Source organism: Streptococcus sp. KR (assembly GCF_002238115.1).
Taxonomy (GTDB): domain Bacteria; phylum Bacillota; class Bacilli; order Lactobacillales; family Streptococcaceae; genus Streptococcus.
The window spans coordinates 56,693-83,158 of the sequence record NZ_NGVM01000008.1; the positions used below are offsets into that span (position 1 = coordinate 56,693).

Annotated in this window: 30 protein-coding genes, 2 pseudogenes, 1 riboswitch and 2 other annotated features; of the genes and pseudogenes, 10 read left to right on the forward strand and 22 right to left on the reverse strand. The window is 41.4% G+C overall.

The genetic code is table 11. The features are described from left to right. Window positions 1-310: 310 nt before the first annotated feature. The 5 genes from CBI42_RS04490 (at window position 311) to CBI42_RS04510 (ending at window position 2,251) form a co-directional block, all read left to right on the forward strand. Window positions 311-547 (forward strand): GlsB/YeaQ/YmgE family stress response membrane protein, encoded by a 237-nt coding sequence (locus CBI42_RS04490; RefSeq protein ID WP_094753349.1) that lies wholly within the window; start codon window positions 311-313, stop codon window positions 545-547. A gap of 76 nt (window positions 548-623) precedes the next feature. Beyond that, on the forward strand, window positions 624-1,196 hold the full coding sequence (gene amaP, locus CBI42_RS04495; RefSeq protein ID WP_023946078.1) for an alkaline shock response membrane anchor protein AmaP: 573 nt from the start codon (window positions 624-626) through the stop codon (window positions 1,194-1,196). A gap of 11 nt (window positions 1,197-1,207) precedes the next feature. Further along, complete coding sequence (locus CBI42_RS04500; protein WP_000455064.1) at window positions 1,208-1,378, forward strand: DUF2273 domain-containing protein; 171 nt, start codon at window positions 1,208-1,210, stop codon at window positions 1,376-1,378. Between the two features lie 30 nt (window positions 1,379-1,408). Beyond that, window positions 1,409-2,017, forward strand: coding sequence for an Asp23/Gls24 family envelope stress response protein (locus tag CBI42_RS04505; protein ID WP_049499294.1), 609 nt, complete (start codon window positions 1,409-1,411; stop codon window positions 2,015-2,017). Window positions 2,018-2,047: 30 nt separating this feature from the next. Next, the gene (locus CBI42_RS04510) at window positions 2,048-2,251 is read left to right on the forward strand and encodes a CsbD family protein (RefSeq protein ID WP_000109960.1); all 204 of its coding nucleotides are present in this window, start codon (window positions 2,048-2,050) and stop codon (window positions 2,249-2,251) included. A 109-nt stretch (window positions 2,252-2,360) separates the two neighbouring features. On the opposite strand, the pseudogene CBI42_RS04515 reads toward CBI42_RS04510, so the two are convergent. Together CBI42_RS04515 and CBI42_RS04520 are read right to left on the reverse strand one after the other, a co-directional pair. Beyond that, a pseudogene (locus CBI42_RS04515) lies at window positions 2,361-2,630 on the reverse strand (transposase); the annotation flags it as partial. A gap of 41 nt (window positions 2,631-2,671) precedes the next feature. Further along, window positions 2,672-3,127 carry a GNAT family N-acetyltransferase gene (locus tag CBI42_RS04520; RefSeq protein WP_049499338.1) on the reverse strand — a complete coding sequence of 152 codons (456 nt, stop codon included), beginning with the start codon at window positions 3,125-3,127 and terminating at the stop codon, window positions 2,672-2,674. A 69-nt stretch (window positions 3,128-3,196) separates the two neighbouring features. On the opposite strand from CBI42_RS04520, the gene CBI42_RS04525 reads away from it, so the two are divergent. Next, entirely contained in the window at window positions 3,197-3,856 is a 660-nt protein-coding gene (locus tag CBI42_RS04525; protein WP_094753350.1) for a prepilin peptidase, read from the forward strand. Here the strand turns inward: CBI42_RS04525 and trpA are convergent. The 17 genes from trpA to CBI42_RS04610 all read right to left on the reverse strand — a co-directional run bounded on the left by trpA (window position 3,828) and on the right by CBI42_RS04610 (window position 20,825). Then, a complete protein-coding gene (gene trpA / locus CBI42_RS04530) occupies window positions 3,828-4,604 on the reverse strand; it encodes a tryptophan synthase subunit alpha (protein WP_094753351.1) in 777 nt (258 codons plus the stop codon). The genes CBI42_RS04525 and trpA overlap by 29 nt on opposite strands. Beyond that, a complete protein-coding gene (gene trpB / locus CBI42_RS04535) occupies window positions 4,597-5,820 on the reverse strand; it encodes a tryptophan synthase subunit beta (protein WP_042768740.1) in 1,224 nt (407 codons plus the stop codon). Before trpB (CBI42_RS04535) ends, trpA begins: the two co-directional genes overlap by 8 nt. After that, a complete protein-coding gene (locus CBI42_RS04540) occupies window positions 5,798-6,397 on the reverse strand; it encodes a phosphoribosylanthranilate isomerase (protein WP_094753352.1) in 600 nt (199 codons plus the stop codon). The genes trpB (CBI42_RS04535) and CBI42_RS04540 overlap by 23 nt, the downstream gene beginning before the upstream one ends. Next, window positions 6,384-7,151 (reverse strand): indole-3-glycerol phosphate synthase TrpC, encoded by a 768-nt coding sequence (gene trpC, locus CBI42_RS04545; protein WP_094753353.1) that lies wholly within the window; start codon window positions 7,149-7,151, stop codon window positions 6,384-6,386. Before trpC ends, CBI42_RS04540 begins: the two co-directional genes overlap by 14 nt. Further along, entirely contained in the window at window positions 7,148-8,152 is a 1,005-nt protein-coding gene (gene trpD / locus CBI42_RS04550; protein WP_023943869.1) for an anthranilate phosphoribosyltransferase, read from the reverse strand. Before trpD ends, trpC begins: the two co-directional genes overlap by 4 nt. Window positions 8,153-8,162: 10 nt before the next feature. Beyond that, on the reverse strand, window positions 8,163-8,729 hold the full coding sequence (locus tag CBI42_RS04555; RefSeq protein ID WP_070842873.1) for an aminodeoxychorismate/anthranilate synthase component II: 567 nt from the start codon (window positions 8,727-8,729) through the stop codon (window positions 8,163-8,165). Beyond that, window positions 8,726-10,087 carry an anthranilate synthase component I gene (gene trpE / locus CBI42_RS04560; RefSeq protein ID WP_094753354.1) on the reverse strand — a complete coding sequence of 454 codons (1,362 nt, stop codon included), beginning with the start codon at window positions 10,085-10,087 and terminating at the stop codon, window positions 8,726-8,728. Before trpE ends, CBI42_RS04555 begins: the two co-directional genes overlap by 4 nt. 373 nt (window positions 10,088-10,460) lie before the next feature. After that, window positions 10,461-10,686: a binding site (T-box leader), on the reverse strand. After that, window positions 10,683-11,861 carry a tryptophan synthase subunit beta gene (gene trpB, locus CBI42_RS04565; RefSeq protein WP_049534966.1) on the reverse strand — a complete coding sequence of 393 codons (1,179 nt, stop codon included), beginning with the start codon at window positions 11,859-11,861 and terminating at the stop codon, window positions 10,683-10,685. It overlaps the preceding feature by 4 nt. A 66-nt stretch (window positions 11,862-11,927) precedes the next feature. Continuing rightward, window positions 11,928-12,157, reverse strand: a binding site (T-box leader). A 34-nt stretch (window positions 12,158-12,191) separates the two neighbouring features. Next, window positions 12,192-13,421 carry a DegT/DnrJ/EryC1/StrS family aminotransferase gene (locus CBI42_RS04570; protein WP_179211361.1) on the reverse strand — a complete coding sequence of 410 codons (1,230 nt, stop codon included), beginning with the start codon at window positions 13,419-13,421 and terminating at the stop codon, window positions 12,192-12,194. 42 nt (window positions 13,422-13,463) lie between these two features. Beyond that, on the reverse strand, window positions 13,464-14,156 hold the full coding sequence (locus tag CBI42_RS04575) for a sugar transferase (RefSeq protein ID WP_094753356.1): 693 nt from the start codon (window positions 14,154-14,156) through the stop codon (window positions 13,464-13,466). A 130-nt stretch (window positions 14,157-14,286) separates the two neighbouring features. Then, window positions 14,287-16,029 carry an ABC transporter ATP-binding protein gene (locus CBI42_RS04580; RefSeq protein ID WP_084888825.1) on the reverse strand — a complete coding sequence of 581 codons (1,743 nt, stop codon included), beginning with the start codon at window positions 16,027-16,029 and terminating at the stop codon, window positions 14,287-14,289. Beyond that, a complete protein-coding gene (locus CBI42_RS04585) occupies window positions 16,019-17,764 on the reverse strand; it encodes an ABC transporter ATP-binding protein (protein WP_094753357.1) in 1,746 nt (581 codons plus the stop codon). The genes CBI42_RS04580 and CBI42_RS04585 overlap by 11 nt, the downstream gene beginning before the upstream one ends. Window positions 17,765-17,818: 54 nt before the next feature. Beyond that, window positions 17,819-18,454 carry a DUF421 domain-containing protein gene (locus CBI42_RS04590; RefSeq protein WP_000174451.1) on the reverse strand — a complete coding sequence of 212 codons (636 nt, stop codon included), beginning with the start codon at window positions 18,452-18,454 and terminating at the stop codon, window positions 17,819-17,821. Then, window positions 18,451-18,906, reverse strand: coding sequence for a DUF3290 family protein (locus CBI42_RS04595; protein ID WP_020900359.1), 456 nt, complete (start codon window positions 18,904-18,906; stop codon window positions 18,451-18,453). Before CBI42_RS04595 ends, CBI42_RS04590 begins: the two co-directional genes overlap by 4 nt. A 126-nt stretch (window positions 18,907-19,032) precedes the next feature. Then, window positions 19,033-19,674 carry an SdpI family protein gene (locus tag CBI42_RS04600; RefSeq protein ID WP_094753358.1) on the reverse strand — a complete coding sequence of 214 codons (642 nt, stop codon included), beginning with the start codon at window positions 19,672-19,674 and terminating at the stop codon, window positions 19,033-19,035. Then, the gene (locus tag CBI42_RS04605) at window positions 19,655-19,942 is read right to left on the reverse strand and encodes an autorepressor SdpR family transcription factor (RefSeq protein ID WP_000006510.1); all 288 of its coding nucleotides are present in this window, start codon (window positions 19,940-19,942) and stop codon (window positions 19,655-19,657) included. The genes CBI42_RS04600 and CBI42_RS04605 overlap by 20 nt, the downstream gene beginning before the upstream one ends. After that, complete coding sequence (locus CBI42_RS04610; protein ID WP_094753359.1) at window positions 19,926-20,825, reverse strand: CPBP family intramembrane glutamic endopeptidase; 900 nt, start codon at window positions 20,823-20,825, stop codon at window positions 19,926-19,928. The genes CBI42_RS04605 and CBI42_RS04610 overlap by 17 nt, the downstream gene beginning before the upstream one ends. A gap of 218 nt (window positions 20,826-21,043) precedes the next feature. Here CBI42_RS04610 and CBI42_RS04615 point away from each other — a divergent pair, with 218 nt between their 5' ends. The 4 genes from CBI42_RS04615 (at window position 21,044) to CBI42_RS04630 (ending at window position 24,552) form a co-directional block, all read left to right on the forward strand. Next, window positions 21,044-21,871 (forward strand): exodeoxyribonuclease III, encoded by an 828-nt coding sequence (locus tag CBI42_RS04615; RefSeq protein ID WP_094753360.1) that lies wholly within the window; start codon window positions 21,044-21,046, stop codon window positions 21,869-21,871. A gap of 11 nt (window positions 21,872-21,882) precedes the next feature. Further along, a complete protein-coding gene (locus CBI42_RS04620; RefSeq protein WP_094753361.1) occupies window positions 21,883-22,269 on the forward strand; it encodes a bleomycin resistance protein in 387 nt (128 codons plus the stop codon). A 213-nt stretch (window positions 22,270-22,482) separates the two neighbouring features. Continuing rightward, window positions 22,483-22,578, forward strand: a riboswitch (purine riboswitch). Window positions 22,579-22,708: 130 nt separating this feature from the next. Then, complete coding sequence (locus tag CBI42_RS04625; protein ID WP_000770415.1) at window positions 22,709-23,290, forward strand: xanthine phosphoribosyltransferase; 582 nt, start codon at window positions 22,709-22,711, stop codon at window positions 23,288-23,290. Then, window positions 23,290-24,552: a nucleobase:cation symporter-2 family protein gene (locus tag CBI42_RS04630; RefSeq protein WP_094753362.1), complete on the forward strand. Its 1,263-nt coding sequence runs from the start codon at window positions 23,290-23,292 to the stop codon at window positions 24,550-24,552. The genes CBI42_RS04625 and CBI42_RS04630 overlap by 1 nt, the downstream gene beginning before the upstream one ends. Before the next feature lie 45 nt (window positions 24,553-24,597). On the opposite strand, the pseudogene CBI42_RS13240 reads toward CBI42_RS04630, so the two are convergent. From CBI42_RS13240 to CBI42_RS04650, 3 genes and pseudogenes are all read right to left on the reverse strand, one after another. Continuing rightward, window positions 24,598-25,058, reverse strand: a pseudogene (locus tag CBI42_RS13240) (DpnD/PcfM family protein). Beyond that, complete coding sequence (locus tag CBI42_RS04645; protein ID WP_061453317.1) at window positions 25,055-25,819, reverse strand: DpnI domain-containing protein; 765 nt, start codon at window positions 25,817-25,819, stop codon at window positions 25,055-25,057. The pseudogene CBI42_RS13240 and the gene CBI42_RS04645 overlap by 4 nt, the downstream one beginning before the upstream one ends. Window positions 25,820-25,998: 179 nt before the next feature. Beyond that, window positions 25,999-26,403 carry a PaaI family thioesterase gene (locus CBI42_RS04650; RefSeq protein ID WP_000651224.1) on the reverse strand — a complete coding sequence of 135 codons (405 nt, stop codon included), beginning with the start codon at window positions 26,401-26,403 and terminating at the stop codon, window positions 25,999-26,001. Window positions 26,404-26,466: the final 63 nt, after the last annotated feature.

The following is a 26,466-nucleotide window of genomic DNA, read 5'->3' on the forward strand; positions in this document are numbered from 1 at the left end:
TATAGCATGCTATAACGACTTTTACTAAGATCCTTTATCTCGTATAATAACACTACGGAGGCAATATATAAACAATTTTCTTATTTTACCGTCTATTGAGGGCGTGAATACAGAATCAAATTCAAGTCGAAAGATTATATTTTTAATTTTAAAAATTATATAATAGCAACAATCAAAGAATTTGATTTTTTTATATTAAAATTATATAATAATCAAAATAATTGATTATTTTATATTAAAATTATACAATAGCAATAATCAAAGGAATTGATTTATTTTTTGATATTAAAATAAAAAAGGAGGGTAAGCAATATTGTGGTCAATCATTGCTGGAGGTCTTATTGGACTTGTAGCAGGTAGAATCACTAAAAAAAGTAGTTCTATGGGAATCGTCGCAAATGTATTCGCTGGTTTAGTCGGGTCATCTGTAGGACAATCCCTTTTAGGTAGTTGGGGCCCATCCATCGCTGGAATGGCTTTGATCCCATCTATTGCAGGAGCAGCAATTGTTGTTACTGTAGTATCATTCTTTACAGGTAAAAAATAATTACTTGTAGAATAAACTATTTTTAAATAGATTAGACGGTTAAAAATAGTTTAATGTTAAATCGAAAGGATTGTATATGTCAAAAACAAAGAAAATATTTTTAATTATTTTCTGTATTTTAATCTTGACAATTTTCCTTCCTGTTTTGATAGATTATCATCAAGTTAGTGATCTAGGCATTCAGCTATTTAGCTGGAGACAGAATCATTTCGTTGAATTTTATCTCTCTAGATATATATTCTGGGGGATAGTGGCTCTATCAACTTTAGTTTTGTTATCGATGTTAGTTGTGTTGTTTTATCCTAAACGTTATTTGGAAATTCAACTTGAAACTAAAAACGATACATTAAAATTAAAGAATTCTGCAATCGAAGGTTTTGTTAGAAGTTTGGTAAGTGATCATGGATTGATCAAGAACCCAACTGTTCATGTAAATTTACGAAAAAATAAATGTTTCGTTCATGTAGAAGGTAAAATTCTTCCTTCGGACAACATCGCTGACAGATGCCAACTAATTCAAAATGAAATAACTAATGGATTGAAGCAGTTTTTTGGTATTGAGCGTCAGGTTAAACTAGAAGTTCTAGTAAAAGACTACCAGCCTAAACCAAAACCTCAAAACAAAAAGACTGTTAGTCGTGTGAAGTAAGGAAGTAAAAAATGGAATGGCTTAAACAATATCGATATCCAATAATCGCAGGTCTCATAGGCGTATTTCTCGCTTGTTTGATTATCTCCTTTGGCTTCTTCAAAACAATATTTGTATTGATTTTAGGAGCACTGGGAGTTGCAGCTGGATTATATATCGAAAAAAACTATATAGATAAATAAAAATTACTAATTTAATTAAAGGAGTTTCATATGTCAAACGAAAAAAACATTAACACTAACGTAGAAAAGAAAGATGCTACTGCTGTAGCTCACGAAATCAAAGGAGAACTTACTTACGAAGATAAAGTTATCCAAAAAATCATTGGTCTGTCACTAGAAAACGTTTCAGGTCTTTTGGGAATCGACGGTGGTTTCTTCTCAAATCTTAAAGAAAAAATCGTTAACAGCGATGACGTAACAAGTGGTGTTAACGTAGAAGTTGGTAAAACACAAGTTGCAGTTGACTTAAACATTATTGCTGAGTACCAAAAAAATGTTCCAGCTTTATATTCAGAAATCAGAGAAATCGTATCTTCAGAAGTTGCTAAAATGACTGACTTGGAAGTTGTTGAAATCAACGTAAACGTTGTCGACATCAAAACTAAAGAACAACATGAAGCAGACTCAGTAAGCCTTCAAGATCGCGTATCTGACGTTGCTGAATCAACAGGAGAATTCGCTTCAGAACAATTCGAAAAAGCTAAATCTGGTCTTGGATCTGGTTTCTCAACTGTTCAAGAAAAAGTTAGCGAAGGCGTAGAAGCTGTTAAAGGTGCAGCAAATGGTGTAGTATCTCACGAAAGAACTCGTGTAAACTAAGATAAAATAAATATAACAGGAGAAATTATCATGTCAGTAGAAGAAAAATTAAATCAAGCTAAAGGTTCTATTAAAGAAGGTGTTGGTAAAGCCATCGGTGATGAAAAAATGGAAAAAGAAGGAACAGCTGAAAAAGTTGTTTCTAAAGTAAAAGAAGTTGCTGAAGATGCCAAAGACGCTGTAGAAGGCGCTATCGAAGGTGTTAAAAACATGTTGAGTGGCGACAATAAATAAGGCTAAAAGTTACTTTATCTTTTTAGTAACATTAGTCAAAAGAGTTTGAGTCAAGATGATTCTCAGAAAACAAAAAGCTAGAGATTTCCAATTGCGGAACTCTAGCTTTTTAATTTTGCCTCTTTCTCTTATTATATTTCAGCAGGTTGTTGACCATGAGTACAAATCCCATGTCAATTCTCACTTGGCGCTTACCTCTCAGATAACATCTCTTATAACCCAAACAAACCTTTATCTGCCCAAAGACAGATTTCATATCAATCTTACGTTTAGCGGAAATTTGTCTACCCTTGGAAGATAAAAGTGCCTGATATTCTTTAGTTTTTAAACACTGGTAACGTTCATTCATATACAGTCCCTTTTGAGGGGCTGATTCAGGTTCATCATCGCAGTCAACATTGATTTCAAGGCTGTTTGCTTCTATCTCCCCTTTTTCATGATGTATTTTCGTACAGGTGCTTCAACCATTTGAACGATTTCAAATCCTTCTTTTTGATAAAGGTGCTGGGCTGCTTGATTTGCTTCGAGGACATTTAAAGAAATACTACCTATGTCTCCATTTTCAAAGACCAAACTAACAAATTTCCTTAAAGCCTGCCTACCTAAGCCTTGTCCCTGTTTCTGGGGATTGATAAAAAAGCGTCCAATATGAAGATTGCTGTCTTCTTGCCTGATTTTCTGGATAACCCCCACAAACTCTTGTCCTTCAAAGATTGAAAAGATTCCTTCCAACTCTTGCAAAACTTGAAGGGTCAGTGGAAAAGGAATCTTTGGTCCCATCCATTGTTCCTGAAAATCTTTCCCCAGGGAGTTGGACCATTGGCATACGAGCTGAGCATTTTCTGTGCTCACATTTTCTTCAAAACGAATTGTCATCTCGACCTCACTATCTTGTCTATGTTTCTCCATTATACTACTTCTCCTATTTTTTACGAATAGATAAGTATGATTGATTTTTATTTTTTTCTTGTCGGGAGCATTCTCGCTTCCTTTCTTGGTTTGGTCATTGACCGTTTTCCAGAGCAATCCATTATCCTACCAGCTAGCCACTGCGATGCCTGTCAGACTCGCTTGCATCCCTTAGATTTGATTCCGATTCTCTCGCAGGTCTTCAATCGCTTTCGCTGTCGCTACTGCAAGGCTCCTTATCCAGTCTGGTATGCCCTTCTTGAACTAGGTTTAGGTCTCCTTTTTCTGGTTTGCTCTTGGGGATTTCTTTCCTTGGGGCAAGTCATCCTAATCACTGCTGGTTTGACTCTGGGCATCTACGACTTCCGTCATCAGGAATATCCCTTACTAGTCTGGCTGACTTTTCACCTAATCCTCATGGCTTTCTCTGGCTGGAATCTAGTCATGGTCCTCTTCCTTGTCCTTGGAATTGTGGCTCATTTTATCGATATCCGCATGGGCGCAGGGGATTTTCTCTTTTTAGCTTCTTGTGCTATCGTCTTTAGCGCAACGGAGTTACTTATCTTGATTCAGTTTGCTTCTGCAACAGGGATCCTAGCCTTTCTCCTGCAAAAGAAAAAGGAAAGACTTCCTTTCGTGCCCTTCCTCTTACTCGCGGCTTGTGTAATTATTTTTGGTAAGCTACTGCTTGTTTGATAAAGTCCTGAATTGGCTCTCCTTGGTGGAGAGCTTTTACAATTTTCGAACCAACGATAACACCATCTGACACCGCATTGAAGCGTTCTACATCGGCTTGACTAGATACGCCAAAACCTGTCAAGACTGGGATATCAGCCACATGATGCAATTGTGCCAAGTGCTTGTCCAAGTCTGCACGATAATTGCCAGATTTCCCTGTCACCCCATTGATGGCAACTGCATAGACGAATCCTTCTGCCCCTTCAATCAACTCTTTCTGACGCTCAATCCCTGTGGTCAAGCTTACTAAAGGAATCAAAGCAATGTCTGTGTCTGCCAAAAAAGGCTCTACAAAGTTGGCATGCTCATGAGGCAGGTCTGGAATAATCAAGCCCTTAACCGCTGTATCTGCCAAACCTTTAACAAAATTCTCCACACCGTACTGAAAGAGGGGGTTGAAGTAGGTCATGATGACCAGCGGAACCTCTGTTTCAATGGTTTTCAAGGTTTCAACCAAAGCCTGGGTAGAAGTCCCGTGGGCTAAACTGCGCAAGCCAGCTTCTTCGATAACAGGTCCATCTGCAACAGGGTCTGAAAAGGGAATGCCCACTTCAATGGCAGAGACACCCAAATCTTCTAAAAAGTGGATTGTTTCTCCGAGTCCATCCAAACCTTTCTCATGGTCTCCAGCCATGATATAGGGAACGAAAATTCCTTTTCCAGCTGCTTTAATAGCGTTCAATTTTTCTGTTAGTGTCTTAGGCATGAGTTTCTCCCTTCTTTGCTGCATCTGCTTCCAAGCGGTCTTTGACTTGAACCACATCCTTGTCACCACGACCTGATAGACAGACAATCATGGACTTGTCTGGACCGAGTTCTTTGGCCAATTTCACCGCAAAAGCAATAGCGTGGCTAGATTCCAAGGCTGGGATAATCCCTTCCACACGAGACAAGAGTTGGAATCCTTCCAAGGCTTCTTCGTCTGTCACAGGGACATAGCTGGCACGTTTGATATCGTGGTAGTGAGAATGTTCTGGACCGATACCAGGATAGTCCAAACCTGCTGAGATAGAGAAGGCTTCAAGAATTTGACCATGGGCATCTTGGAGCACATCCATGAGAGAACCATGAAGGACACCCGGACGACCCTTGGTCAAGGTAGCTGCATGGTGCTCCGTATCCACACCAAGTCCAGCTGCTTCAGCCCCATACATGGCTACTGACTCATCTTCTACAAATGGATGGAAGAGCCCGATAGCATTCGACCCACCACCAACACAGGCTACTAGAGCATCTGGTAAATCTTGACCTGTCAAGTCACGGTACTGTTGTTTGGCTTCCCTACCGATGACACTTTGGAAGTCACGGACGATTTCTGGGAATGGGTGAGGCCCCAAGGCAGAACCAAGGATATAGTGGGTATCATCGATATTAGCCACCCATGAACGAAGAGCTGCATTGACCGCATCTTTGAGCACGCGCGAACCGTCTGTCACTGCCTCAACCTTAGCTCCCAAAAGCTCCATACGGAACACATTGAGGGCTTGGCGTTTGACATCTTCCTCACCCATGTAGATAGTACATTCCATGTTAAAGAGGGCTGCAGCAGTTGCAGTTGCCACACCGTGCTGACCAGCACCTGTTTCAGCGATAATTTTCTTTTTACCCATGCGTTTAGCAAGCAAAACTTGTCCCAAGGCATTGTTAATCTTGTGGGCCCCTGTATGGTTAAGGTCTTCCCGTTTGAGATAAATCTTGGCTCCGCCGATATGCTGAGTCAAATTTTTTGCGTAGTAAAGGGGAGTTTCACGCCCCACGTACTGACGCAAGAGTTGGTTTAATTCCTCTTGGAAACTTGGATCTGCCTGACTTTCACGGTAGGCCTTCTCCAACTCCAAAACTGCTGTCATCAATGTTTCTGGGACGAAACGTCCTCCGAATTTTCCGTAAAATCCATCTTTATTTGGTTCCTGATATGCCATTCTTTACCCTCTCTATAAATCTTCTAATCTTTTCATGATCTTTTTGTCCATCTGTCTCCACTCCGCTCGATACATCTACTGCATAGGGAGTAAAGTGTTGAATTGCTTGTACTACATTGTCTTCCTTAAGCCCACCTGCGATAAAGAAGGGCTGATTTAGTCCAGTAGTATCTAGTTGCCCCCAGTCAAAGGTCTGGCCACTTCCTGCCACAGGGGCATCAAAGAGGAGATAATCTGCCTGAGAATGAGGCACATGCCCCTCTCCATCCACCTGCACAGCCTGAATGCTGTCACAGGGCAAATCCTCAAACACATCATCCGCTATCTGACCGTGAACTTGAACCAAGTCTAAACCAACTTTGTCAATCGCTTCTAGCAGTTCTACCCGACTTGGTGAAACAAATACCCCAACCTTTTTTACGTCTGACGGAATAATCTTTGCCAGCTCAGCAGCCTGATCCAAGGTCACCTGTCTTTTGCTAGGTGCGAAGACAAAGCCGATGTAGTCCGCTCCTGCTGAAACGGCTGTTCCCACCGCTTCCTCGGTCGATAATCCGCAAATTTTAACCTTTGTCAATCTGCAACTCCTTGATTCTCTGGGCTACATCTTCTGCCTGCATGAGAGCTGTCCCTACTAAAATGCCGTTAAAGTATGGTGCTACTCGCTCTGCATCCTGCCCTGTGAAAATAGCTGATTCAGAAATATACAAGCAATCATCTTTGAAGTGTTTAGCCAAGTCTACACTGGTCTCCAAATCGACCTCAAAGGTGGTCAAGTTTCGGTTATTAACCCCGATAATTTGAGCTCCAAGGCGGTGTGCTACCTCTAGTTCAGCTAGATTGTGAGTCTCCACTAAAACTTCCAGACCAAGTTCCGTCGCGTAGTCATAAAGTTCCTTAAGACGTTCTTCTGACAAGGCTGCCACAATGAGCAAGATGACTGTCGCACCTGCATTACGAGCGCGGATAATTTGCTTTTCATCAATGATAAAATCCTTGTTGAGGGTCGGAATCTGTACCTGACTTGAAATCTCCCGTAGATAATCCAAATGTCCTTTAAAGAAAACTTCATCTGTCAGAACAGAAATCATCACTGCTCCGTTTCCTTCATAAGTCTGGGCCTGTTGCACAATATCCACATCGAGATTGATATCTCCCAGACTAGGGCTAGCTTTCTTGACCTCAGCGATTACCTGCAAGCGTTCTTGATGTTGTTTTAGATAGTCAGCCAAGCGATAGGTCTGGCGCAGGGGCTGGATTTCCTCCAGCTCCATTTGCTCGACCTCACGCGCCTTCTGCTCCAAAATTCGTGCTAAAAATTCCTGACTCATTTTTGGTACTCCTGTAACAGTCTGAGTTTTTCAAGGGCCTTGCCACTAGCAATGACTTCGCGGGCCAAGGCAACTCCTTCCTTGATGCTAGCTACCTTACCATTGGCATAGAAACCAAGACCTGCATTTAAGACTGTCGTTTCCAAGAATGGACTTGGTTCATTTTTAAGAACGCTGAGCAAAATTTCTGCATTTTCCTGAGCATTGCCACCACGGATATCTTCGATAGCGTAGCGCTCCATCCCTAAATCCTCTGGAGTAAAGCTTGACAAGGTGATTTCGCCATTCTCAAGAAGGGCAATCTTGGTTGTTCCATTCAAACCAGCTTCATCCAATCCTTCTGGTCCAGCAACCACGATGGCACGTTTGCGACCCATATTTTTCAAAACCTGAGCTGTACTTTCTAGCAGTTCTGGACGACTAATTCCAAGAAGCTGTGTTTCCAAGGCCATTGGATGAATCAGGGGACCAGTCAAGTTCATAATCGTTGGAATTCCCAATTCCAAACGAGCTGGCATGATGTATTTCATAGCTGGGTGCATATTTTTAGCAAAGAGAAAGACGATGCCAGTTTTATCAAAGACCTTACCTAGTTCAGCTGGTTTGAGGTCTAGGTTGATGCCCAAGGCTTCTAGGACATCTGCAGAACCCGATTTAGAAGAAATCGAGCGGTTACCGTGTTTTGCCATGTGAACACCGCCACCAGCCAAGACAAAGGCTGCAGTTGTGGAAATATTAAAACTGAAAGACTTGTCTCCACCTGTACCACAGTTGTCCATGGCATCATGAATTTCAGTTGGAATATGTTGGGCATGCCCTCTCATGACTTGGGCAATGGCTGTGCGTTCTTCAGGTGTTTCCCCCTTCATCTTAAGAGCCAAAAGGAGAGAAGCAATTTGCGCTTCCGTTACACGCCCAGTTACGATACGCTCAATGACATCCGTCATTTCCACACCTGATAAATTTTCAAATTTTGCTAGTTTTTCAATAATCTCTTTCATCCTAGTTTCCTCACTTTACAACCTTCTCGATAAAATTCCGAATAGAAGACAAGCCATCTGGCGTTCCAATGCTCTCTGGATGGTACTGGAAGCCATAAATCGGTAGGTTTTTATGTTGAATCCCCATGATGGCTTGGTCATCAGTCGAACGAGCTGTCACTTCAAAGTTTTCTGGCATTTCTTCAATCAAAATACTGTGGTAACGCATGACCGCACGGCCATCTTCGATACCTTGATACAAAACAGATGGCGCTTCAAAGCTGATATTACTCTGTTTCCCATGCATAACTTTTGGAGCCAAACCTAACTTCCCACCAAAGACTTCTGCAATGGCTTGGTGGCCCAAACAAATCCCTAGAATCGGTTTCTTGCCTGCAAAGTCACGAATCATATCTTCCATCTTACCAGCATCAACTGGCCAACCAGGACCAGGAGAAAAGACCAGACCATCTGCTTTTTCAGCTTCTTCATACAGCTTGGGATCATCATTTCTCAAGACCTGAACTTCTGCAAAATTCCCAATGTATTGGGCCAAGTTATAGGTAAAAGAATCATAGTTGTCAATCAATAAAATCATGGTCTTAGTTCTCCAATTCTAGTCATAGATTTAGCTTTGTTAATGGTTTCTTGGTATTCGTTTTGGGCGATGGAGTCGTAGACAATCCCAGCACCAGCCTGCACATAGGCTGTTTGATTTTTGAGAATCATAGTTCGGATGGCAATAGCGAAGTCCATATCACCCGTCGCAGACAAGTAGCCGATTGCTCCTGCGTATACGCCCCGTTTTTCCGTTTCCAGTTCATAGATGCGTCTCATAGCTCGAATTTTTGGTGCTCCAGAAACAGTTCCAGCAGGAAGTGTTGCTTTCAAAGCATCCATAGCAGTGAGTTCTGGAAGCAAACGCCCCTTGACCACGCTGGTCAAATGCATGACATAGCGGAAGAGCTCCACTTCCATATACTTAGTGACTTGGACACTGGCCGTTTCAGAGATGCGACCAATATCATTACGCCCCAAGTCTACTAACATCCGATGCTCTGCTGTTTCCTTCTCATCAGAAAGTAGGTCTGTCGCCAAAGCCTTGTCCTCTTCATCCGTAGTCCCTCTTGGTCTCGTTCCCGCAATTGGATTAGTTGTCACGATGCCATTTTTAACTGAAACTAAACTTTCTGGACTAGCACCGATGATTTGATAATCCCCAAAATCATAGAAATAGAGGTAATTGGATGGATTGGTCACGCGGAGATTTCTGTAGAAGTCAAATGGATTTCCAGTAACTTCTGCTGAGAAACGCTGACTGAGCACGCATTGGAACATATCTCCATTACGAATCAAGTCACGAGCTCTTTCCACCATTTCCTCAAACTTCTGAGGAGCTATATGCGGTTTGAAGTCCAGCGGAGATAAATCCAAGTCTTCAAATTCATTTGGAGCAGGGATGCGTAATTCCTCAAGCACTTGGTTCAAGGCTTTTTCCAAGTCTTCTTGACTACGCTCGCTATAGAGAGCTTCCTCGATGACATGGATTTTTTCCTTCTTGTGGTCAAAGACCATGTAGCTCTCATAGACAAAGAAATGCATGTCTGGAGTCCCAATTGTATCTTGAGGGATTTGACCAATTTCTTCATAAAGCGAAATCATATCGTAACCAACAAAGCCAATTGCCCCACCACCAAAAGGTAGCTCTGAATGGTGCTGGCTCTTATGAGTCACTTCATAAAGGAAATCCAAGGGATCCCGATCAATCACTTGACCATTTTGATAGAGAATTCCATTTTCAAACTTAATCTCAAAAACAGGATTATAGGCTAAGATAGAAAAACGAGCTGTTTCCTTGTCTCTCGGAATACTTTCTAAAATAACCTTGTGTTGCCCCTTTAGGCGCATATAAGCTAAGATCGGTGATAAGACATCTCCATGAATGATTCGTTCCATTGTATTTCCCTTTCAGTTCCTTATTTTTAATTTTTTATCTTTTTTCTATTTCCCTTAAATAGTGCGGACGGGAGGTAAAATTATCCAGTGGATGATTTTAGAAATCCATGAAATGAAAGACCTAATTTTTGAGCTCCTCGCTCATTCATTTCTAGGCTCAGGCTAAAATAGTTCCCCGAACTATTTTACTCTCAAAAATTCCGTCCTATAGAAGCATATTTGCTTCTATAGGATACCACTATGGCGGGAAACAGCTTTTAGAAACTCACTTCGTTCGTAAATATTCTATAACGACCTATTTATTGAAAATATTTAAAAAATTAATCGCAATATCTGCGGTAAACATATAAAAATCCCCACGCAAAATAACTTGCGTGAGGACGAAATTCGCGGTGCCACCTCAATTATAGGATTTCTCCTATCTCTCATTCCTGTCTCAGATACCTCCTGTAACAGGCTGTGCGATAAAGGGCACTCCCTTGAGAATTATGTTTTCTTCTCTCGTTTCAGATGGACCCAACCTTACAGCTTTCTCTGCTTGTTTCCAGCAACCACAAGCTCTCTGTGAGAGAAAAGACTGTAATTTTTCCATCTTTTATTTTTTAGCTTCTAGGTAGTCTGCAATTGCAGCTACGTCCTTGTCTCCACGACCAGAGACATTGATAATGATAATCTCATCCTTACTTAGTTTCGGTGCACGTTTGACCGCTTCTGCAATAGCGTGCGAACTTTCAATGGCTGGGATAATCCCTTCTGTCTTGCTGAGGAGGAGCAAGGCTTGAACAGCTTCTTCATCTGTAGCTGCTACATATTCCACGCGACCTGAATCTTTGAAGTAGGCGTGTTCTGGACCAACCCCTGGATAGTCCAATCCCGCTGAGATAGAGTAAACTGGAGCTAGCTCTCCATCCTCCTTAAAGACTGCATAAGTCTTCATGCCGTCGACAATTCCGATACTACCCTTTGTCATAGTAGCTGCGTGTTTGTCTGTGTCAAGTCCGTGACCAGCAGCTTCAACCCCAACCAATTTAACTTCTTCATCAGCCACATACTGAGAAAAAGCACCTATGGCATTGGAACCACCACCTACACAAGCAATAACGTAGTCTGGTAAGCGTCCTTCTTTTTCTAAAATTTGACGGCGAGATTCTTCACTGATGACCTTTTGGAACTCGTGGACAATTGTAGGATAAGGGTGAGGACCTACAGCAGATCCCAGAACGTAGAAGGCTTCAAGGTCATTCATCCATGCTCCAAAGGCTGCATCAACAGCATCTTTGAGGGTACGAGTCCCTGTTTCAACTGCGTGAACAGTTGCTCCCATCATCTCCATACGGAAAACATTGAGACGTTGACGCTCCACATCCTCTGCCCCCATGTAGACATCACAGGCCATACCAAACTTGGCTGCAGCCGCTGCTGTCGCAACACCGTGCTGACCAGCTCCTGTTTCCGCAATCACTCGTTTTTTGCCCATGCGTTTAGCCAAAAGAATTTGTCCTAAAACGTTGTTGAGCTTGTGAGAACCAAGGTGGTTAAGGTCTTCACGTTTGAGATAAATCTTAGCTCCACCTAGGTGCTCTGTCAAACTTTCTGCAAAATAGAGCGGTGTTTCGCGACCTGAATAGTCCTTCAAATAATGACGAAATTCTGCCAAAAACTCTGGATCATCTTTGTACTTTTCAAATGTCACTTCCAACTCATCCAACAAAGCCTGAATCGGCTCCGGTACGAAACTACCACCAAATTGTCCAAAATAACCTTTAGTTGTCATAAAATTTTCCTCTTTCAGTATTGATTTCAAGATATGAAAAAAGCCCACACACAGAATATACTTCCATGTGAGGGCGTTTGTAACGCGGTGCCACCTCAATTATAAAGGGACTATCCCTTTACATCTCTGCCTTGTCTAACAACAAGTTGCACTGTAAGGTGTGCGCACCGAATTTTCATTGTTTCAAATTCATTTTTAAAATCAGCCCACTTTCACTACTTCCAACCACCTGTTCACAATCACCACAGGCTCCCTGAAGATCAAAAATAGTTACTTTTCTGATTTATTGAACTTATTTTAATACTTTGTTTTTCCTTTGTCAAGACTTTTTTACAATTTTTTTGATGAAGTTAGTACTTTTTCAGAAACTGTTTTGAAAGTCTCAATGATATAGTCCACTTCTTCATCGCTTAATTTAGTGTGAAGAGGGAGCGTAATTTCATTTTCAAAGAAGGCATAAGCCTTAGGATAATTCGCCATATCAAAGCCAAGATTCTTATAGGCTGTCAAGAGCGGAAGCGGTTTGTAGTGGACATTACTTGCAATTCCTGCTTTGGCCAATTCTTGGATGATAAGATTGCGTTCTTCTAAGCTTGCTCCTTCTACATGGGTGATGTAAAGGTGGCGTGAAGATTCGACAGTTTCAGTCTTGTGTGCCAAAGGATGGATGAGAGAACCTGCAAAACCACGATCATAGCGGTCCACGATATCCTTACGACGTTGTAACAAACTTGGATAGCGGTCCAACTGTACCAAACCAAGAGAAGCCATGATATCAGTCATATTGCACTTGTAGGCTGGTGTGACGATATCGTATTCCCATGAGCCCAGTTGCATCTTAGCAAGGGCATCCTTAGTTTGACCATGAAGCGACAGAATCTGGAATTCCTTGTACATCTCTTCGTCGTCAATCGCTGGATTAGATTTCCAAGTGGCACTTCCACCCTCTGCAGTTGTAAAGTTCTTAACGGCGTGGAATGAGAAGGAAGTAAAGTCAGCGATAGAACCAGCTGGTTGCCCTTTATAAGTAGATCCCAAAGCATGGGCACTATCAGACACGATCACGATACGGTTAAAGGCCTTTTGCCACTTGCTTGAAGCGGTAAATAGATCACGTTTCTTCTCCACAACTTGGAACAAACGGTCATAGTCGCAAACAATCCCCGCAAGCTCAACCGGAATAATCACCTTAGTCTTTTCAGTAATAGCTTGCTCAAGCAGGTCATAATCCATCTCAAAAGTATCTGCTTGGATATCCACCATGACAGGGGTCGCCCCTACGTGAGTGATAACACTACATGAAGCTGTATAGGTCATGGCTGGAACGATGACTTCATCTCCAGGACCCACTTCCAAAACACGCAAAATCAACTCCAGAGCGGCAGTCGCAGAGTTGAGGCAGACAGTCTTAGGCGTCTGTGTATATTGAGACAAGCGACGCTCTAGTTCTTTTGTCTTAGGACCTGTTGTGATCCAACCAGAACGCAGGGTATCCGCTACTTCAGCAATTTCTGCTTCCGTAATATCGGGTGGTGAAAATGGAATATTGTAATTTGGCATTGATTTGCTCCTTTTATCTGTACTCATTTTCTTATGACTACTTTATTTTAGCACTTCAAACACGGTTTGAAACATGATTTTGATATCTCCAAGGAAACTAAATTCTCGGAGATAAGAAAGGTTATAGCGCATCTTTTCAGGAAGGACATGCTCTACATAGGCTTGGTCAACCGACATACCTTTCTCCGTCATTTGACTGATGATAGTGTCCTCATCCTTGTAGTTGATGCTGGCTGGAGAGGTAATTCCTGCTGGCAAAAGCAAGGTCGCCATCATTTCAGGGCTATACTGCTCTGTGTAGCGTGGCACTTCAGGTCGTGTACCGACAAAAGACATCTCGCCTTTAAGGACATTGACCAACTGAGGCAGTTCGTCCAAACGCACACGGCGGATGAAATTACCAACCTTGGTAATGCGGCTATCGTTAGCAGAAGTCACCAGACTTCCTTTTTTATCCGCATCCGTCACCATGGTACGGAACTTCCAAATCTTGAAAGGTCGATTGTACTGGGTCACGCGCTCTTGCTTGTAAATCACTGGCCCCTTGCTATCCAACTTGATCCAAATGCTCAAGATAAGAAAGATAGGAGAGGTTAGAACTAGTAAGACCAAGGCTAGAACCCAGTCCAAGCAACGTTTGAAAATCAGCGACCCCTTCCTTTTAGAGACAAGCTGGTAGTAAGACTCAACCTCGCTTGATTTCATTTCCACGGGCAAGTCTTCCCATTTCAGCATGCTGTTTCTCCTTTGTTTTTATTATACTATTTGTCAACATTTTTCATTATACCACAAAATGGAAAAGGCGGTGAAAGAAATCTGTAATTTGAAGGATTTCCTTCTGTTACTGAATGAGAATCAAAGAGTATTAGGACATGGCACCCGCTTGCAAACTATACATCTTGTGATAGGTTCCTCCCAGAACCAAGAGTTCCTCATGGGTTCCACTCTCGATGATGCGCCCCTTGTCCAAAACATAGATACAGTTGGCGTCTTGGATGGTAGAAAGGCGATGAGCAATGGCAATGGTTGTCCGTCCCTGTCTCATCTTAGCCAGAGAAGCTTGAACCAAACTTTCTGTTTCAGAGTCAATATTGGCTGTCGCTTCATCCAAAATCAGGATTTTAGGCTGACTGGCGACTGTTCTGGCAAAGGCAAGAAGCTGACGCTGACCTGTTGAAAAACTGGAGCCACGCTCAGAAACAGGGGAATCATAACCCTGAGGAAGTTCTTGGATAAAGGAATCTGCATTCACGAAGGCTGCTGCAGCCTGGACCTGGTCATCACTGATCTCTTGGTACATGGCGATATTGGACTTAATGGTCCCATGATAGAGGAAGGGATCCTGCAAGACCAGACCGATGTTCTTTCTCAGCTCTTCCTGACTGTAGTCCCTAATGTCCACACCATCCAAGAGAACTCGCCCTGACTGGAATTCATAAAAGCGCATGAGGACATTGATAATAGACGATTTCCCTGAACCTGTATGGCCTACAAAAGCAATGGTTTCACCCTTGTTAACCGAAAAGGAAATATCATCCAGAATCTGATGTTTACCGTCATATGAGAAACACACATGTTCAAACCGGATATTGCCTTCTTTGACTTTAGCCTGGCCATTTTCTTGAAGAGGTTCATAGGTCCTCTCGTCAATCAAGGCAAATACACGACCTGCAGACACCATGGAAGTTTGAAGGGTTGAAAAGTTTTGAGTCACCTCAATCAGGGGATCAAAGAGACGATTGATGTACTGGATAAAGGCATACATGGTTCCGGCAGTTATTCCCAGATAAAGTCCACGATAGCCAAAATAGGCCATCAAGACAGCATAACCTAAAAGTTTCAGCAAACTCATGGCAGGGCGCAAAAAGAGGGCATCCAAGGCTACAGAACGGTTGGCATAGACCAAGTGTTCTTGGTTGATTTCATCAAACTCTGACTGTAGGCGCTTCTCTTGATTAAAGGCCTGGATTATTCTGATTCCCTCGATGTTTTCGGCCAGCTTGCTATTGATATCTGACAAGAGACTTCTGGTTTTCTCAATGATTTTCACTGATTTTTTTCGATAGAGATTGACCAAAAGGAAAATCAAGGGGAGAAAGAGCAAGACTAAAGCTGTCAAACGAAAATCCAATACCAACATGGTATACAGAGTTGTCAGAAAGATGAAAACTGCTGAAATAAAGCTGGATAAAATCCCCGAAAACATATCACTGATGGTCTCAGTATCATTGGTCAAACGAGAGACAATAGAGCCTGCTGGCGTCTTGTCAAAGTAAGACATGCCCAGCTTCTCCATATTATCAAAGGCATCGCGACGAATATCCCTAACGATACTGTAGGATACCCGCGCAAAGAGAAGATTACCGACATACTGAACTACAGTTTGTAGGATATAAAGGCCATAGTAGGACAGCAAAACGGTAATGGCTAGTTGGTTAAGATTACTCAGATACTGGTCGATAAAGTGGGAAGCCACAAGGGGAATGACACTTTTAATGACCGTCGTCGCTAGGAGAAAACTGAGTGCCAAAAAGGTCAGGAGGCCGTAAGGCTTGAGATAGGACATCAAGCGCTTCAATACAGTCCATTGTTCTTTCTTATTCTGCATCTTCTTCTCCTTTCATTTCCATCTGCTGAGACTGGTAGGTTTGGGCATACCAGCCATCCAAAGCTAGCAAGTCTTCGTGCCTGCCTCGTTCGATAATTTGACCATTTTGCAGGACTAAAATCAAATCTGCATGGACAACTGCACTGAGTCGATGTGCTGTAATAATAGTTGTCTTGTCCTTGCGCGTCTCCTTGAGATTGTCGATAATCGCATACTCTGTCTTGGCATCCACGGCTGACAAGGAATCATCTAGAATCAAGATATCAGGGTCTAAAATCATAGCCCGACTCATAGCCAGACGTTGCTTTTGACCACCTGAGAGACTGACTCCCTTTTCACCGATCAGCGTATCAAATCCCTGAGGCATGTCCACAATATCTTTATAAACTTGAGCTAGTTTAGTCGCTTCCTCGACCGCTGAAAGGGGCAAATTAGGATTGCCGAAGCGGATATTGTCTAAGATAGAGGTCGCAAAGAGAAACTGATCTTGAGGGACATAGCCCATGAGACCACGAAGGTCTGTCAGACGATAATCACGAATATCGTGATCGTTTAGATAAATAGCTCCCTTATCCACATCGTATTCACGCAAGAGGAGCTTAATCAAGGACGTTTTCCCAGAGCCTGTCTGTCCGACCAAGCCTAGGGTTTGTCCTTTTTCTAAACTAAAGTGAATATCCGTCAGTGTCTCCTCATTTTCAAAGGCAAAGCTGTCAATAGCGTACTCCAAACGTCCATTTTCAATACCGTCCAGAGGAAACTCAGGGTCTTTTACAGGTGATTCCTGAGATAAAAGTTCCTCAATCCGTTGGTAAGAAACCTTGCCTCGCTGAGTGATATTAAAGAGGAAACCAATGGCCATAAGAGGCCAAACTAGCATATCCAAGTAGCTGATAAAGGTGACCAGATTCCCAACCGTGATTTGCCCTTTCTGAACCATCAAAGAGCCGACCAAGAGAGTTAAAACATAGGACGAACCAACAAACAAGAGAACCATGGGGTCAAAGAGACTATCGTATTTCATGGTTTGGAGATTCTTTTGGAAGGTCAATTCATTGACTGTCTGAAAGGACATCAACTCGTCCGCCTGATACCCGAAAGACTTGGTCACTTTAATACCTGATACAGACTCCTGCACCTTATTATTGAGTTCAGAAAAGGCAGCCTGTGATTCACCAAAGGCCTTGTGGGTCTTTCTCCCTAGACGACTGGTCGCATAAGCCATGAAAGGCAGGGGCAAAATGGCAACTAAGGTCATTTGCCATGAGATGCTAAAAAGCATGGTTAGCAAGGTCACTAAAGCTGTGATGGAGGCATCCACCGCAGACATAACACCGCCGCCTGCCAGACGGGTTAAGGCATTGATATCATTTGTAGCGTGTGCCATCAGGTCTCCCGTTCGATAGGTCTGATAAAAGGCTGGAGACATTTTTGTGAAATGCTCAAATAAGCGAGACCGCATAATCTGCCCCAAACGGTAGGAGGTTCCGAGGATATACATACGCCAAACATAGCGCAGATAATACATCCCAAAGGCTGCAAGGAGCAAGTAAAATAGGTCAAGAAGAAGGTCCTGCTGGGTTAATTGCTCCGATGTGATGGCATCAATGACCCGCCCCATAACCATAGGGGGAATGAGATTGAGGACGGAAACCAAGACCAGAGCCACAATCCCGACTAAATAACGGCGTTTTTCTAACTTGAAAAACCACCAAAGTTTTTGAATAATGGACATAACATCCCTTTCTGATTGCAAATAGAAACCTGAGGCCAAGACCCCAGGTTTTTCTTATTCATAGGTTACAACTGTGACGGCACCCTTGTCATACTCAGCGATAAAGATATTGGCCACATTGTCATGTCCTTGTTTGCTTAGATTATCAAGCAGCCACTCTTCGCTACGGCCAATCGATTCCAAAACATCGACTTGGATCACACCGTCAGTCACAACTGGATACTTAGGATTTTCATCCCCCATTTGGACCACGATGAGTTGGCCATTTTGCTCCTGCACAGCGCATTTGACCTGTTTCATCTGGAAAATCCCTTGGCTACGAAGTTTGAGAGCAACTTCTGCTGCAGACAAACCAACTGAACGACAGGCTTCTGGGTCAATCTGCCCATTTTTGATAAGGAGAGTTGGTTTTCCATCAATCAAGCGTTTGACAAAACGAACATTGTTATTGAGCCACTTTAGGGTCAAGACCAAAATCGTCCACATCATCAAAATCACTGCATACTGGAGAATACTGATAGAACTATTGTAAATCACCCCACCGATGATACCACCGAGAACATAGTTCTGAATTTGGTCTGTCGCAGAGTTAGGTGCTAGGTTCCCCTTTCCTGTCACATTGATAACAAAAACAAGCGAGAAGAGCCCCAAGGCCAGTTTGATTAAAATTTCCATATAATTGAGTGTCATTTGTTTACCTCCACCAATTCAATAGCATCTGTTTGATGCAATTCTAATTTCTCTAAAAGATACTTGTCTGGTTGGCTCCCGTTCATGGCACGATAGACATTTGAACCTACCTTGACAAGCGCTCCATCAGTGGCTGCAGAAGTATTGACATAGACTTCTGATTTATCCACTCCCAAGTCTTTGGAAACAACCTCTATGAAATGAAGGGAGGTTTGAAATTGATTGTTAGAGGCTTGATTGGTCTGGTATTTTGAAATTGTCACTAAAAGCATGGCCACTAAGGTCAAGGCCAAAATCATGACCAATTCCCGAAACTTAGTCCCCTTTTTATCTCGATAGGCCTTAAAGGCAAAAAATCCTGTGATAGCTAGGAGAACAATTCCAAAGCCAATCATGATTCCATTTTGTTGACTGATTTGGCTAAGCACATAGTCATATGAGTAAAATTTCATTTATTTTCACTCCCTTTCATAAAATCATTCTTAATTATAAACGAAAGAGAGTGATTTTTCAAGCCATACGTTGGGGAAATAGACTTATCAGACCAACTTCTCTAACTAATGACTCAAATACCTGTTTCAAGATTCTAATTTTGATAATTGATAAGAATAGACACTAGGAATTATCACTACAAAGAAAAGTGTCAAGAAGAATACCCAGTAAACATATAGTTGCACAAAGGAATTTAGAAACAATAACAATCCTCCTAATACCCAAATTTTTCCAGCTAGACGATGCGTTTTTCTCCAGTTTTCATCATTCTCCAAGGTCCACGGTAGTCGAATACCGATTATATAATTTCGGTGTGTTTTTGGTAGATAATTTCCAATTATGATCATCATGACTCCCATAAAAATCTGAGCTAGTAGCCCACTCATCATGGAATAACCCAAAGATTCTCCGAAGATAGAAATCATTAATAGACAAGATACAAAAGGAATAATCCAGTAAATCAAAACTTGTATTTTTGAACTGATATTGCTAGATTTAGGATCTTTAATCATTATAAATAGAAGCAACCAATGCATCAAAAGCATGAGAGTCGGTAATCCAAAGATAGCAGACATTTTATGATTGTAGCCATCCGCTTGACCCAGTAGATTAAAATGAGTGGGTATCTCCTCTGGTAATTGATTCCAGAAAACACAACCTACAAGGGAAGGTAGTAGGATGAGAATGCTCGTAAATAATACCAATTTCTTATTGATTTTTATCTTCATCAAAATGATCTCCTTTCAGATCTGCTAACCAAACCATTATGTCCTCTAAAACCGATGTATTTAACTCATAATAAATAAAGTTTTTTTCTTTCATTTCATGAATCAAATCCGCTGCTTTCAAAATCGTGAGATGGTGTGAAATAGTTGCACTAGTCAACTCAAATTGACTGGCAATTTCTCCTGCAGATAATCTACCTGCTTTGAGTAAATTTAAAATCTCTCTCCTAACTGGATGAGATAAGGCTTTAAAACTATTTGCAAAACTCATAATGACTCCTTTCCCTTTGTAATATTAGTAGGGCTAGGAATAAGCAAGGTAGAACTGATAGCATTCCGGTCGGTGATGGGCCTAAAATCAAGAGGCTTGAAACTTTTTCTCCTGGTAATTGGAAGAGTAACCCAATACCTGCAGTTGCATTGATTGCCCCATGAAATAGGGCAGAAGCCCAGATAGAACCTGTCTTTTCCAACAACCAGCTCAACAATATTCCTACGCTAAAACAAAATAGAAACATAGCAACAACTCCCAAAACGGGATAAGCAAAATAAGTAAGACCATAATTATATCCTTGTAAATTGATTGGTAAATGCCATAGACTCCAAATGAGAGCAAGTAAGACATGAGTCTGGACTAGTGAAAAGCGTTCTCTTAGCACTGGGTAAAGATAGCCACGCCAACCAATTTCCTCCCCCAATGCAAAGAAACTATTAAAAAAAGGAGCGTAGGTCAAACTAGCTAGGATTTGAATCAAAACCAAGGAAGATAAGGGAATGGCTGATTGAGAGACACCTTTTTCTTGTAAGATGGCTTGAATAGATTCAAAACCAAGGCTGAAATTGCTAGGAAATACAAGAAAATAAAGTCCCGCTCCTAAAAAACTGATGACTGCTGGTAACCAGATAGCTAGTAAGTAAAAGCGCCAGTTCCTCTTGAGATTCACGACTAATTTAGATTTGATTCCACTAGGTTGATTCGTGATTTTCCCTAAAACAAAGACTGCAAGTGCAGGCATCCACATGGCTACAATACTAGCAAGTTGACTCCATGGAGAATTTAGACCAACACCACTTAGCCATAGTGCCAACCATATTATCCAAGCAAGGGCATAAGCCAAGACCACAAAAAGAAGGATTGTTCTCTTATTTGACATATATGTAACTTCACTTTCTATTTAGATGTTTTTCTAAATAACATTATACACCTTTCTATTCTAAACACAAGAACTATTTAGATTTTTTTCTAAATAGTTTAGGGAATTTTTATTTTCTAAGGATAAAGTCTAAAGAGTAATTTTCAAACCATACGTTGGGGAAATAGACCTTTTTTTGGTATAATAAAATCTATAATCTGAATGAAAAAGGTAACTTTATGAAACTTATCTCATGGAATATTGATTCCCTAAACGCTGCCCTAACTAGTGACTCAGCTCGCGCGAAATTGTCCCAAGAAGTCCTACAAACCTTGGTCGCTGAAAATGCTGATATTATCGCTATCCAAGAAACCAAGCTTTCTGCCAAGGGGCCTACTAAAAAACATCTTGAGATTTTAGAAGAACTCTTCCCAGGCTACGCAAACACATGGCGCTCTTCCCAAGAACCTGCCCGGAAAGGCTATGCTGGAACCATGTTCCTTTATAAGAAAGAACTTACACCTACTGTCACTTTCCCAGAAATCGGTGCCCCTTCTACCATGGACTTGGAAGGTCGTATCATCACTCTAGAATTTGATAAATTTTTCGTGACCCAAGTTTACACACCAAATGCTGGCGATGGCCTCAAACGCTTGGAAGAACGTCAAGTCTGGGATGTCAAATATGCGGAGTACTTGGCTGAACTAGACAAAGAAAAACCAGTCCTTGCGACCGGTGACTACAATGTAGCCTACAATGAAATCGACCTTGCAAATCCTGCTAGCAACCGCCGTTCACCTGGATTTACCGACGAGGAACGTGCTGGATTTACCAACCTTTTGGCAACTGGATTTACTGATACCTTCCGCCACATTCACGGCGATGTTCCCGAACGCTACACTTGGTGGGCACAACGCAGCAAGACTTCTAAAATCAACAATACAGGCTGGAGAATCGACTACTGGCTCACAAGTAACCGCGTGGCTGACAAGGTCACCAAGTCTGATATGATTGACTCCGGTGCGCGCCAAGACCACACACCCATTGTCATGGAGATTGAGCTCTAAGGAGAAAACGAATGGACTATCAAGCTGTCATTCCTGAATTTGTAGTATCTGACATCGAAAAATCACGCCACTTCTACTGCGACCTGCTAGGATTCTCTGTCGAATACGAGCGTCCAGAGGAGAAATTTCTCTTCCTCTCGCTTGAAGACTGCCAACTTATGCTAGAAGAAGGCAGCTCAGGAGAATTAGCTCAGCTGACCTATCCTTTCGGGCGCGGTGTCAATATTTCCTTTGGCATTGCAGATGTTCCTCAGCTCCACCAAAAACTGCTGGAAGCCAACTATCCTATTTATCGTCCCCTGACAAAAAGAGAATTTCGAGTAGGAGATAGTTTTATTTATCCCCATGAATTTGCAGTCTTGGATCCAGATGGCTATTTTTTAAGATTTAGCGAGTAGAAAAATAGAAACTGAAAAAAGGCATATTGTCAGGTCTTAAAGAATCTTGATAATATGCTTTTTTTTATGGAAAACACTTCTAAATGTTAGTCTATAATTGAGAATCTCCCCGTTTTTCTTCAATTTGTTCGTTTTTTATTTCCAAACACTGACAAAATATTTGATTTCTAAAGTTATTTAGTGTAAAATAAAAACATTGGCGCAAGCCTATTTGAAATTGAATATCGTTTTACTTGTTTATGTCGTGAATTGGCACGACGTTTCTACAAGGTGCCGGAACACCTAACAATAAGTAAGTTAGCTTGAGGGGATGGTCTTTTTTGCCATGCCTATTTTAGGGACTTGCTTAGAGATTAAGTAGGTCCTTTTTTCTATCAGTTTTACTGGATAGAAATCTGAAACAAGGAAATTTATTGGCTTTTAGACTTTAGGAGGTCTTATGAAATTATTAGAAGAGCGCATCCTCAAGGATGGGCATATCTTGGGTGATAACATCCTCAAGGTAGATTCCTTTTTAACCCACCAAGTTGACTTTAGCTTGATGCGAGAGATTGGTAAGGTTTTTGCGGAAAAATTCGCTTCTGCTGGCATTACCAAGGTTGTAACCATTGAAGCGTCAGGCATTGCCCCAGCCGTTTTTACAGCTGAAGCCTTAAACGTTCCCATGATTTTCGCTAAAAAAGCTAAAAACATCACTATGAACGAAGGAATCTTAACTGCAGAAGTTTACTCCTTTACCAAGCAAGTGACCAGCACCGTTTCTATCGCTGGAAAATTCCTCTCACCTGAGGACAAGGTCTTGATTATCGACGATTTCCTTGCTAACGGCCAAGCTGCTAAAGGCTTAATTCAAATCATCGAACAAGCTGGTGCCACAGTCGAAGCTATCGGTATTGTGATTGAAAAATCCTTCCAAGATGGCCGTGATTTGCTTGAAAAAGCAGGCTACCCTGTTCTATCACTCGCTCGCTTGGATCGTTTTGAAAATGGTCAAGTCGTATTTAAGGAGGCAGATCTCTAATGCAAACTCAAGAAAAACACTCGCAAGCAGCCGTTCTTGGCTTGCAGCACTTACTAGCCATGTACTCAGGATCCATCCTGGTTCCCATCATGATTGCGACAGCCCTTGGCTATTCAACTGAGCAGTTGACCTACCTGATTTCTACAGATATATTCATGTGTGGGGTGGCAACCTTCCTCCAACTCCAACTCAACAAATATTTTGGTATTGGACTCCCAGTCGTTCTTGGAGTCGCCTTTCAGTCGGTCGCTCCCTTAATTATGATTGGGCAAAGCCATGGTAGTGGTGCTATGTTTGGTGCCCTTATAGCATCAGGGATTTACGTGGTTCTTGTGTCAGGCATCTTCTCAAAAGTGGCCAATCTCTTCCCATCTATCGTAACAGGTTCTGTAATTACCACGATTGGTTTAACCTTGATTCCTGTCGCTATTGGAAATATGGGAAATAACGTTCCAGAGCCAACTGGTCAAAGTCTCTTTCTTGCAGCTATCACTGTTCTGATTATCCTCTTGATTAACATCTTTACCAAAGGATTTATCAAGTCTATCTCTATTTTGATTGGTCTGGTTGTTGGAACTGCCATTGCTGCTAGCATGGGCTTGGTTGACTTCTCTCCTGTTGCGGCAGCACCACTTGTCCATGTCCCAACTCCACTCTACTTTGGGATGCCAACCTTTGAAATCTCATCTATTGTCATGATGTGTATCATCGCAACAGTATCTATGGTTGAGTCGACTGGTGTTTACCTAGCCTTGTCTGATATCACGAAAGACCCAATCGACAGCACGCGCCTTCGCAACGGTTACCGCGCAGAAGGTTTGGCCGTACTTCTCGGAGGAATCTTTAACACCTTCCCTTACACAGGATTTTCACAAAACGTTGGTTTGGTTAAATTGTCAGGTATCAAGACTCGCCTGCCAATCTACTACGCAGCTGGTTTCCTGGTTCTCCTTGGACTCCTTCCTAAGTTTGGCGCCCTTGCCCAAATCATTCCAAGCCCTGTCCTCGGTGGTGCCATGCTGGTGATGTTTGGTTTTGTATCTATTCAAGGGATGCAAATCCTCGCCCGTGTTGACTTTGCTAACAATGAACACAACTTCCTTATCGCAGCAGTTTCAATCGCTGCAGGTGTCGGACTCAACAATAGTAATCTCTTCATCAGCATGCCGACAGCCTTCCAAATGTTCTTCTCAAACGGAATCGTCGTAGCCAGCCTACTTGCTATTGTCCTAAATGCCGTATTAAATCATAAGAAGAAATAAAAAAAGAGGTGTGAGCCTCTTTTTTGTGTGACAAAATAAAAACATCTACTCATATATACTAGTCTCATAGTCCTGAAAATCATCTGCATCAAGAACAATTTCACAACTCTTATACTTTTCTCTTACAAGTCGTTCGGCTTCATCTGGATTTTCAGCCTCTATGCTTACTAAACGGGTTAGAGTTTCTGTAATTTCTACTGTATACTTTTTCATCTTAAGTTTCTCTCCAATAACTCACTTATTAGCAATAATCTATGTTTTGGGCTTTCCAACCACTCTGGTAATTCATCTCCATATTCCCAGCTATATTTTTTATTCAATAAAGAAAGTTGTTTCTCATCACCAAACTCCATATTTTCAGATAACCACCTCACACAATCAGGGTCTGATAAAGTATAAACCATTACACATAAGTTTTCATAATTACTCTCTGTTTCATAATCAGGCCAGATGACTTTTAAGAAATCATACACCTCTTCTGATGCAACAAATTGTTTCGTTTTCATAATTTCCGATACTTTCCTCTACCTTTAAATTCTATTATTTCTTTGTCTCTTAATATTTGAAGCTGTTGCCTAATTTTTTCTTTGATATGATTGTTCTTAACAAAGATATTTTTTAGGTCACTTTCAAAACGATACATATCTTCAAGGGTAAATTCTGAACCCTCTATCTTATCTATACAATTTAGAATTTCTATTGTCCAACCTCTTACTGAAAGAGAGTTCTTCCTTAAAAATAAACTTTGCTTAAATTCTTTTGTAACTTTTTCTGGATCTCTAACTTGTCCATTTTTCACAAGAAATATTCTTCCTTTAGAAGGTACTTGTGATAAATCAATGTTACAACCAATCCAACCTGCTCGTCTAGCAGTTGGCGCAAGTGGCTTCCTTTGAATAATTGATTTCGGTGTAACAAATTGCTTTGGAAGGACCAGAAAATTATTTACCTCAAAATTTTTTGTATAAGTTAAAAAAAAGAAATTAGGATTATTATCTGCCTGAACACGCTCCATCATCGTTGCATAAGCACCATCATTGATTGTTGATGAAAAATTTCCTTTTTTGCTCTTTAGTTCAAACTCCTCACTACAATGATTACAATAAAAATCTGCTACAGGCCGATTATTTTCAAAATGATTTAAGGGATTGTTCCCACAATTAGGGCAATAAGACTGACGATAAACCCAATCCTCCGTTAAGATACGTGCCTTTTGGCTATTACTTTTATAGGTTTCTACTAATTCTAAATTAAAGTGTAATTCCATTTAAAAATTCCTCACTAATATGAGAATTCACTCGATATAATCAATTAAAATCTACTATAACTAGTATACCACAATATGTACCTATTACATTTGTATTTCATCACTCTCTTTTATATTTCCTTCTAACATATCTCATAAATTAAAAATGAGTGAGATAAATTTATCCCACTCACCTTTCTTTATATCCTTACCTGTCTTTCTTCTGACCGCTGGCCTGTGACAAACATGGTAAATGTTGCCTTGCAGACATTTCTTCCTTCTTGATTAGTGATATCAACATCCACGACACAGGTTGTGCGACCTTGATGGACACATTCTCCTTTAATGGTCAATACATCGTCGAGTTTTCCAGCTTTGAGGTAGTTGATAGAGGATTGGAGTGTCACTCCATCAAGCCCCAGCGAGATAACCACCAAACCACTAATCTGGTCACAGAGAGTAAAGAGATAGCCACCATGGGCATTGCCATAGTAGTTGAGCGACGAGTCCACTACTTTTGTCGTTACCACAACGTGACCATCTCTCATTTGTTCAATTTCGTAATTTTCAAAGGCAGATATAGCGTCAAAATGAAAATCTTTCATCGTTTCCTCCTGATATTTCAAACGACACTATGATACTACTTTTTATAGGGCTGTGCAAGGAGA

Bases quoted from the DNA above. Each gene is read 5' to 3' on its own strand.
- CBI42_RS04505 (WP_049499294.1), top strand. From the start codon at position 1,409: ATGTCAAACGAAAAAAACATTAACACTAACGTAGAAAAGAAAGATGCT.
- trpB (WP_042768740.1), bottom strand. From the start codon at position 5,820: ATGGCATATCAGGAACCAAATAAAGATGGATTTTACGGAAAATTCGGA.
- CBI42_RS04520 (WP_049499338.1), bottom strand. From the start codon at position 3,127: ATGACAATTCGTTTTGAAGAAAATGTGAGCACAGAAAATGCTCAGCTC.
- CBI42_RS04570 (WP_179211361.1), bottom strand. From the start codon at position 13,421: ATGCCAAATTACAATATTCCATTTTCACCACCCGATATTACGGAAGCA.
- CBI42_RS04580 (WP_084888825.1), bottom strand. From the start codon at position 16,029: ATGCAGAATAAGAAAGAACAATGGACTGTATTGAAGCGCTTGATGTCC.
- trpD (WP_023943869.1), bottom strand. From the start codon at position 8,152: ATGAAAGAGATTATTGAAAAACTAGCAAAATTTGAAAATTTATCAGGT.
- CBI42_RS04555 (WP_070842873.1), bottom strand. From the start codon at position 8,729: ATGATTTTATTGATTGACAACTATGATTCTTTTACCTATAACTTGGCC.
- CBI42_RS04615 (WP_094753360.1), top strand. From the start codon at position 21,044: ATGAAACTTATCTCATGGAATATTGATTCCCTAAACGCTGCCCTAACT.
- trpC (WP_094753353.1), bottom strand. From the start codon at position 7,151: ATGAGTCAGGAATTTTTAGCACGAATTTTGGAGCAGAAGGCGCGTGAG.
- CBI42_RS04650 (WP_000651224.1), bottom strand. From the start codon at position 26,403: ATGAAAGATTTTCATTTTGACGCTATATCTGCCTTTGAAAATTACGAA.
- CBI42_RS04605 (WP_000006510.1), bottom strand. From the start codon at position 19,942: ATGAGTTTTGCAAATAGTTTTAAAGCCTTATCTCATCCAGTTAGGAGA.
- CBI42_RS04590 (WP_000174451.1), bottom strand. From the start codon at position 18,454: ATGACACTCAATTATATGGAAATTTTAATCAAACTGGCCTTGGGGCTC.
- CBI42_RS04625 (WP_000770415.1), top strand. From the start codon at position 22,709: ATGAAATTATTAGAAGAGCGCATCCTCAAGGATGGGCATATCTTGGGT.
- CBI42_RS04600 (WP_094753358.1), bottom strand. From the start codon at position 19,674: ATGAAGATAAAAATCAATAAGAAATTGGTATTATTTACGAGCATTCTC.
- CBI42_RS04510 (WP_000109960.1), top strand. From the start codon at position 2,048: ATGTCAGTAGAAGAAAAATTAAATCAAGCTAAAGGTTCTATTAAAGAA.
- trpE (WP_094753354.1), bottom strand. From the start codon at position 10,087: ATGGAACGAATCATTCATGGAGATGTCTTATCACCGATCTTAGCTTAT.
- CBI42_RS04595 (WP_020900359.1), bottom strand. From the start codon at position 18,906: ATGAAATTTTACTCATATGACTATGTGCTTAGCCAAATCAGTCAACAA.
- CBI42_RS04620 (WP_094753361.1), top strand. From the start codon at position 21,883: ATGGACTATCAAGCTGTCATTCCTGAATTTGTAGTATCTGACATCGAA.
- CBI42_RS04575 (WP_094753356.1), bottom strand. From the start codon at position 14,156: ATGCTGAAATGGGAAGACTTGCCCGTGGAAATGAAATCAAGCGAGGTT.
- trpA (WP_094753351.1), bottom strand. From the start codon at position 4,604: ATGCCTAAGACACTAACAGAAAAATTGAACGCTATTAAAGCAGCTGGA.
- amaP (WP_023946078.1), top strand. From the start codon at position 624: ATGTCAAAAACAAAGAAAATATTTTTAATTATTTTCTGTATTTTAATC.
- trpB (WP_049534966.1), bottom strand. From the start codon at position 11,861: ATGACAACTAAAGGTTATTTTGGACAATTTGGTGGTAGTTTCGTACCG.
- CBI42_RS04630 (WP_094753362.1), top strand. From the start codon at position 23,290: ATGCAAACTCAAGAAAAACACTCGCAAGCAGCCGTTCTTGGCTTGCAG.
- CBI42_RS04610 (WP_094753359.1), bottom strand. From the start codon at position 20,825: ATGTCAAATAAGAGAACAATCCTTCTTTTTGTGGTCTTGGCTTATGCC.
- CBI42_RS04585 (WP_094753357.1), bottom strand. From the start codon at position 17,764: ATGTCCATTATTCAAAAACTTTGGTGGTTTTTCAAGTTAGAAAAACGC.
- CBI42_RS04500 (WP_000455064.1), top strand. From the start codon at position 1,208: ATGGAATGGCTTAAACAATATCGATATCCAATAATCGCAGGTCTCATA.
- CBI42_RS04525 (WP_094753350.1), top strand. From the start codon at position 3,197: ATGATTGATTTTTATTTTTTTCTTGTCGGGAGCATTCTCGCTTCCTTT.
- CBI42_RS04645 (WP_061453317.1), bottom strand. From the start codon at position 25,819: ATGGAATTACACTTTAATTTAGAATTAGTAGAAACCTATAAAAGTAAT.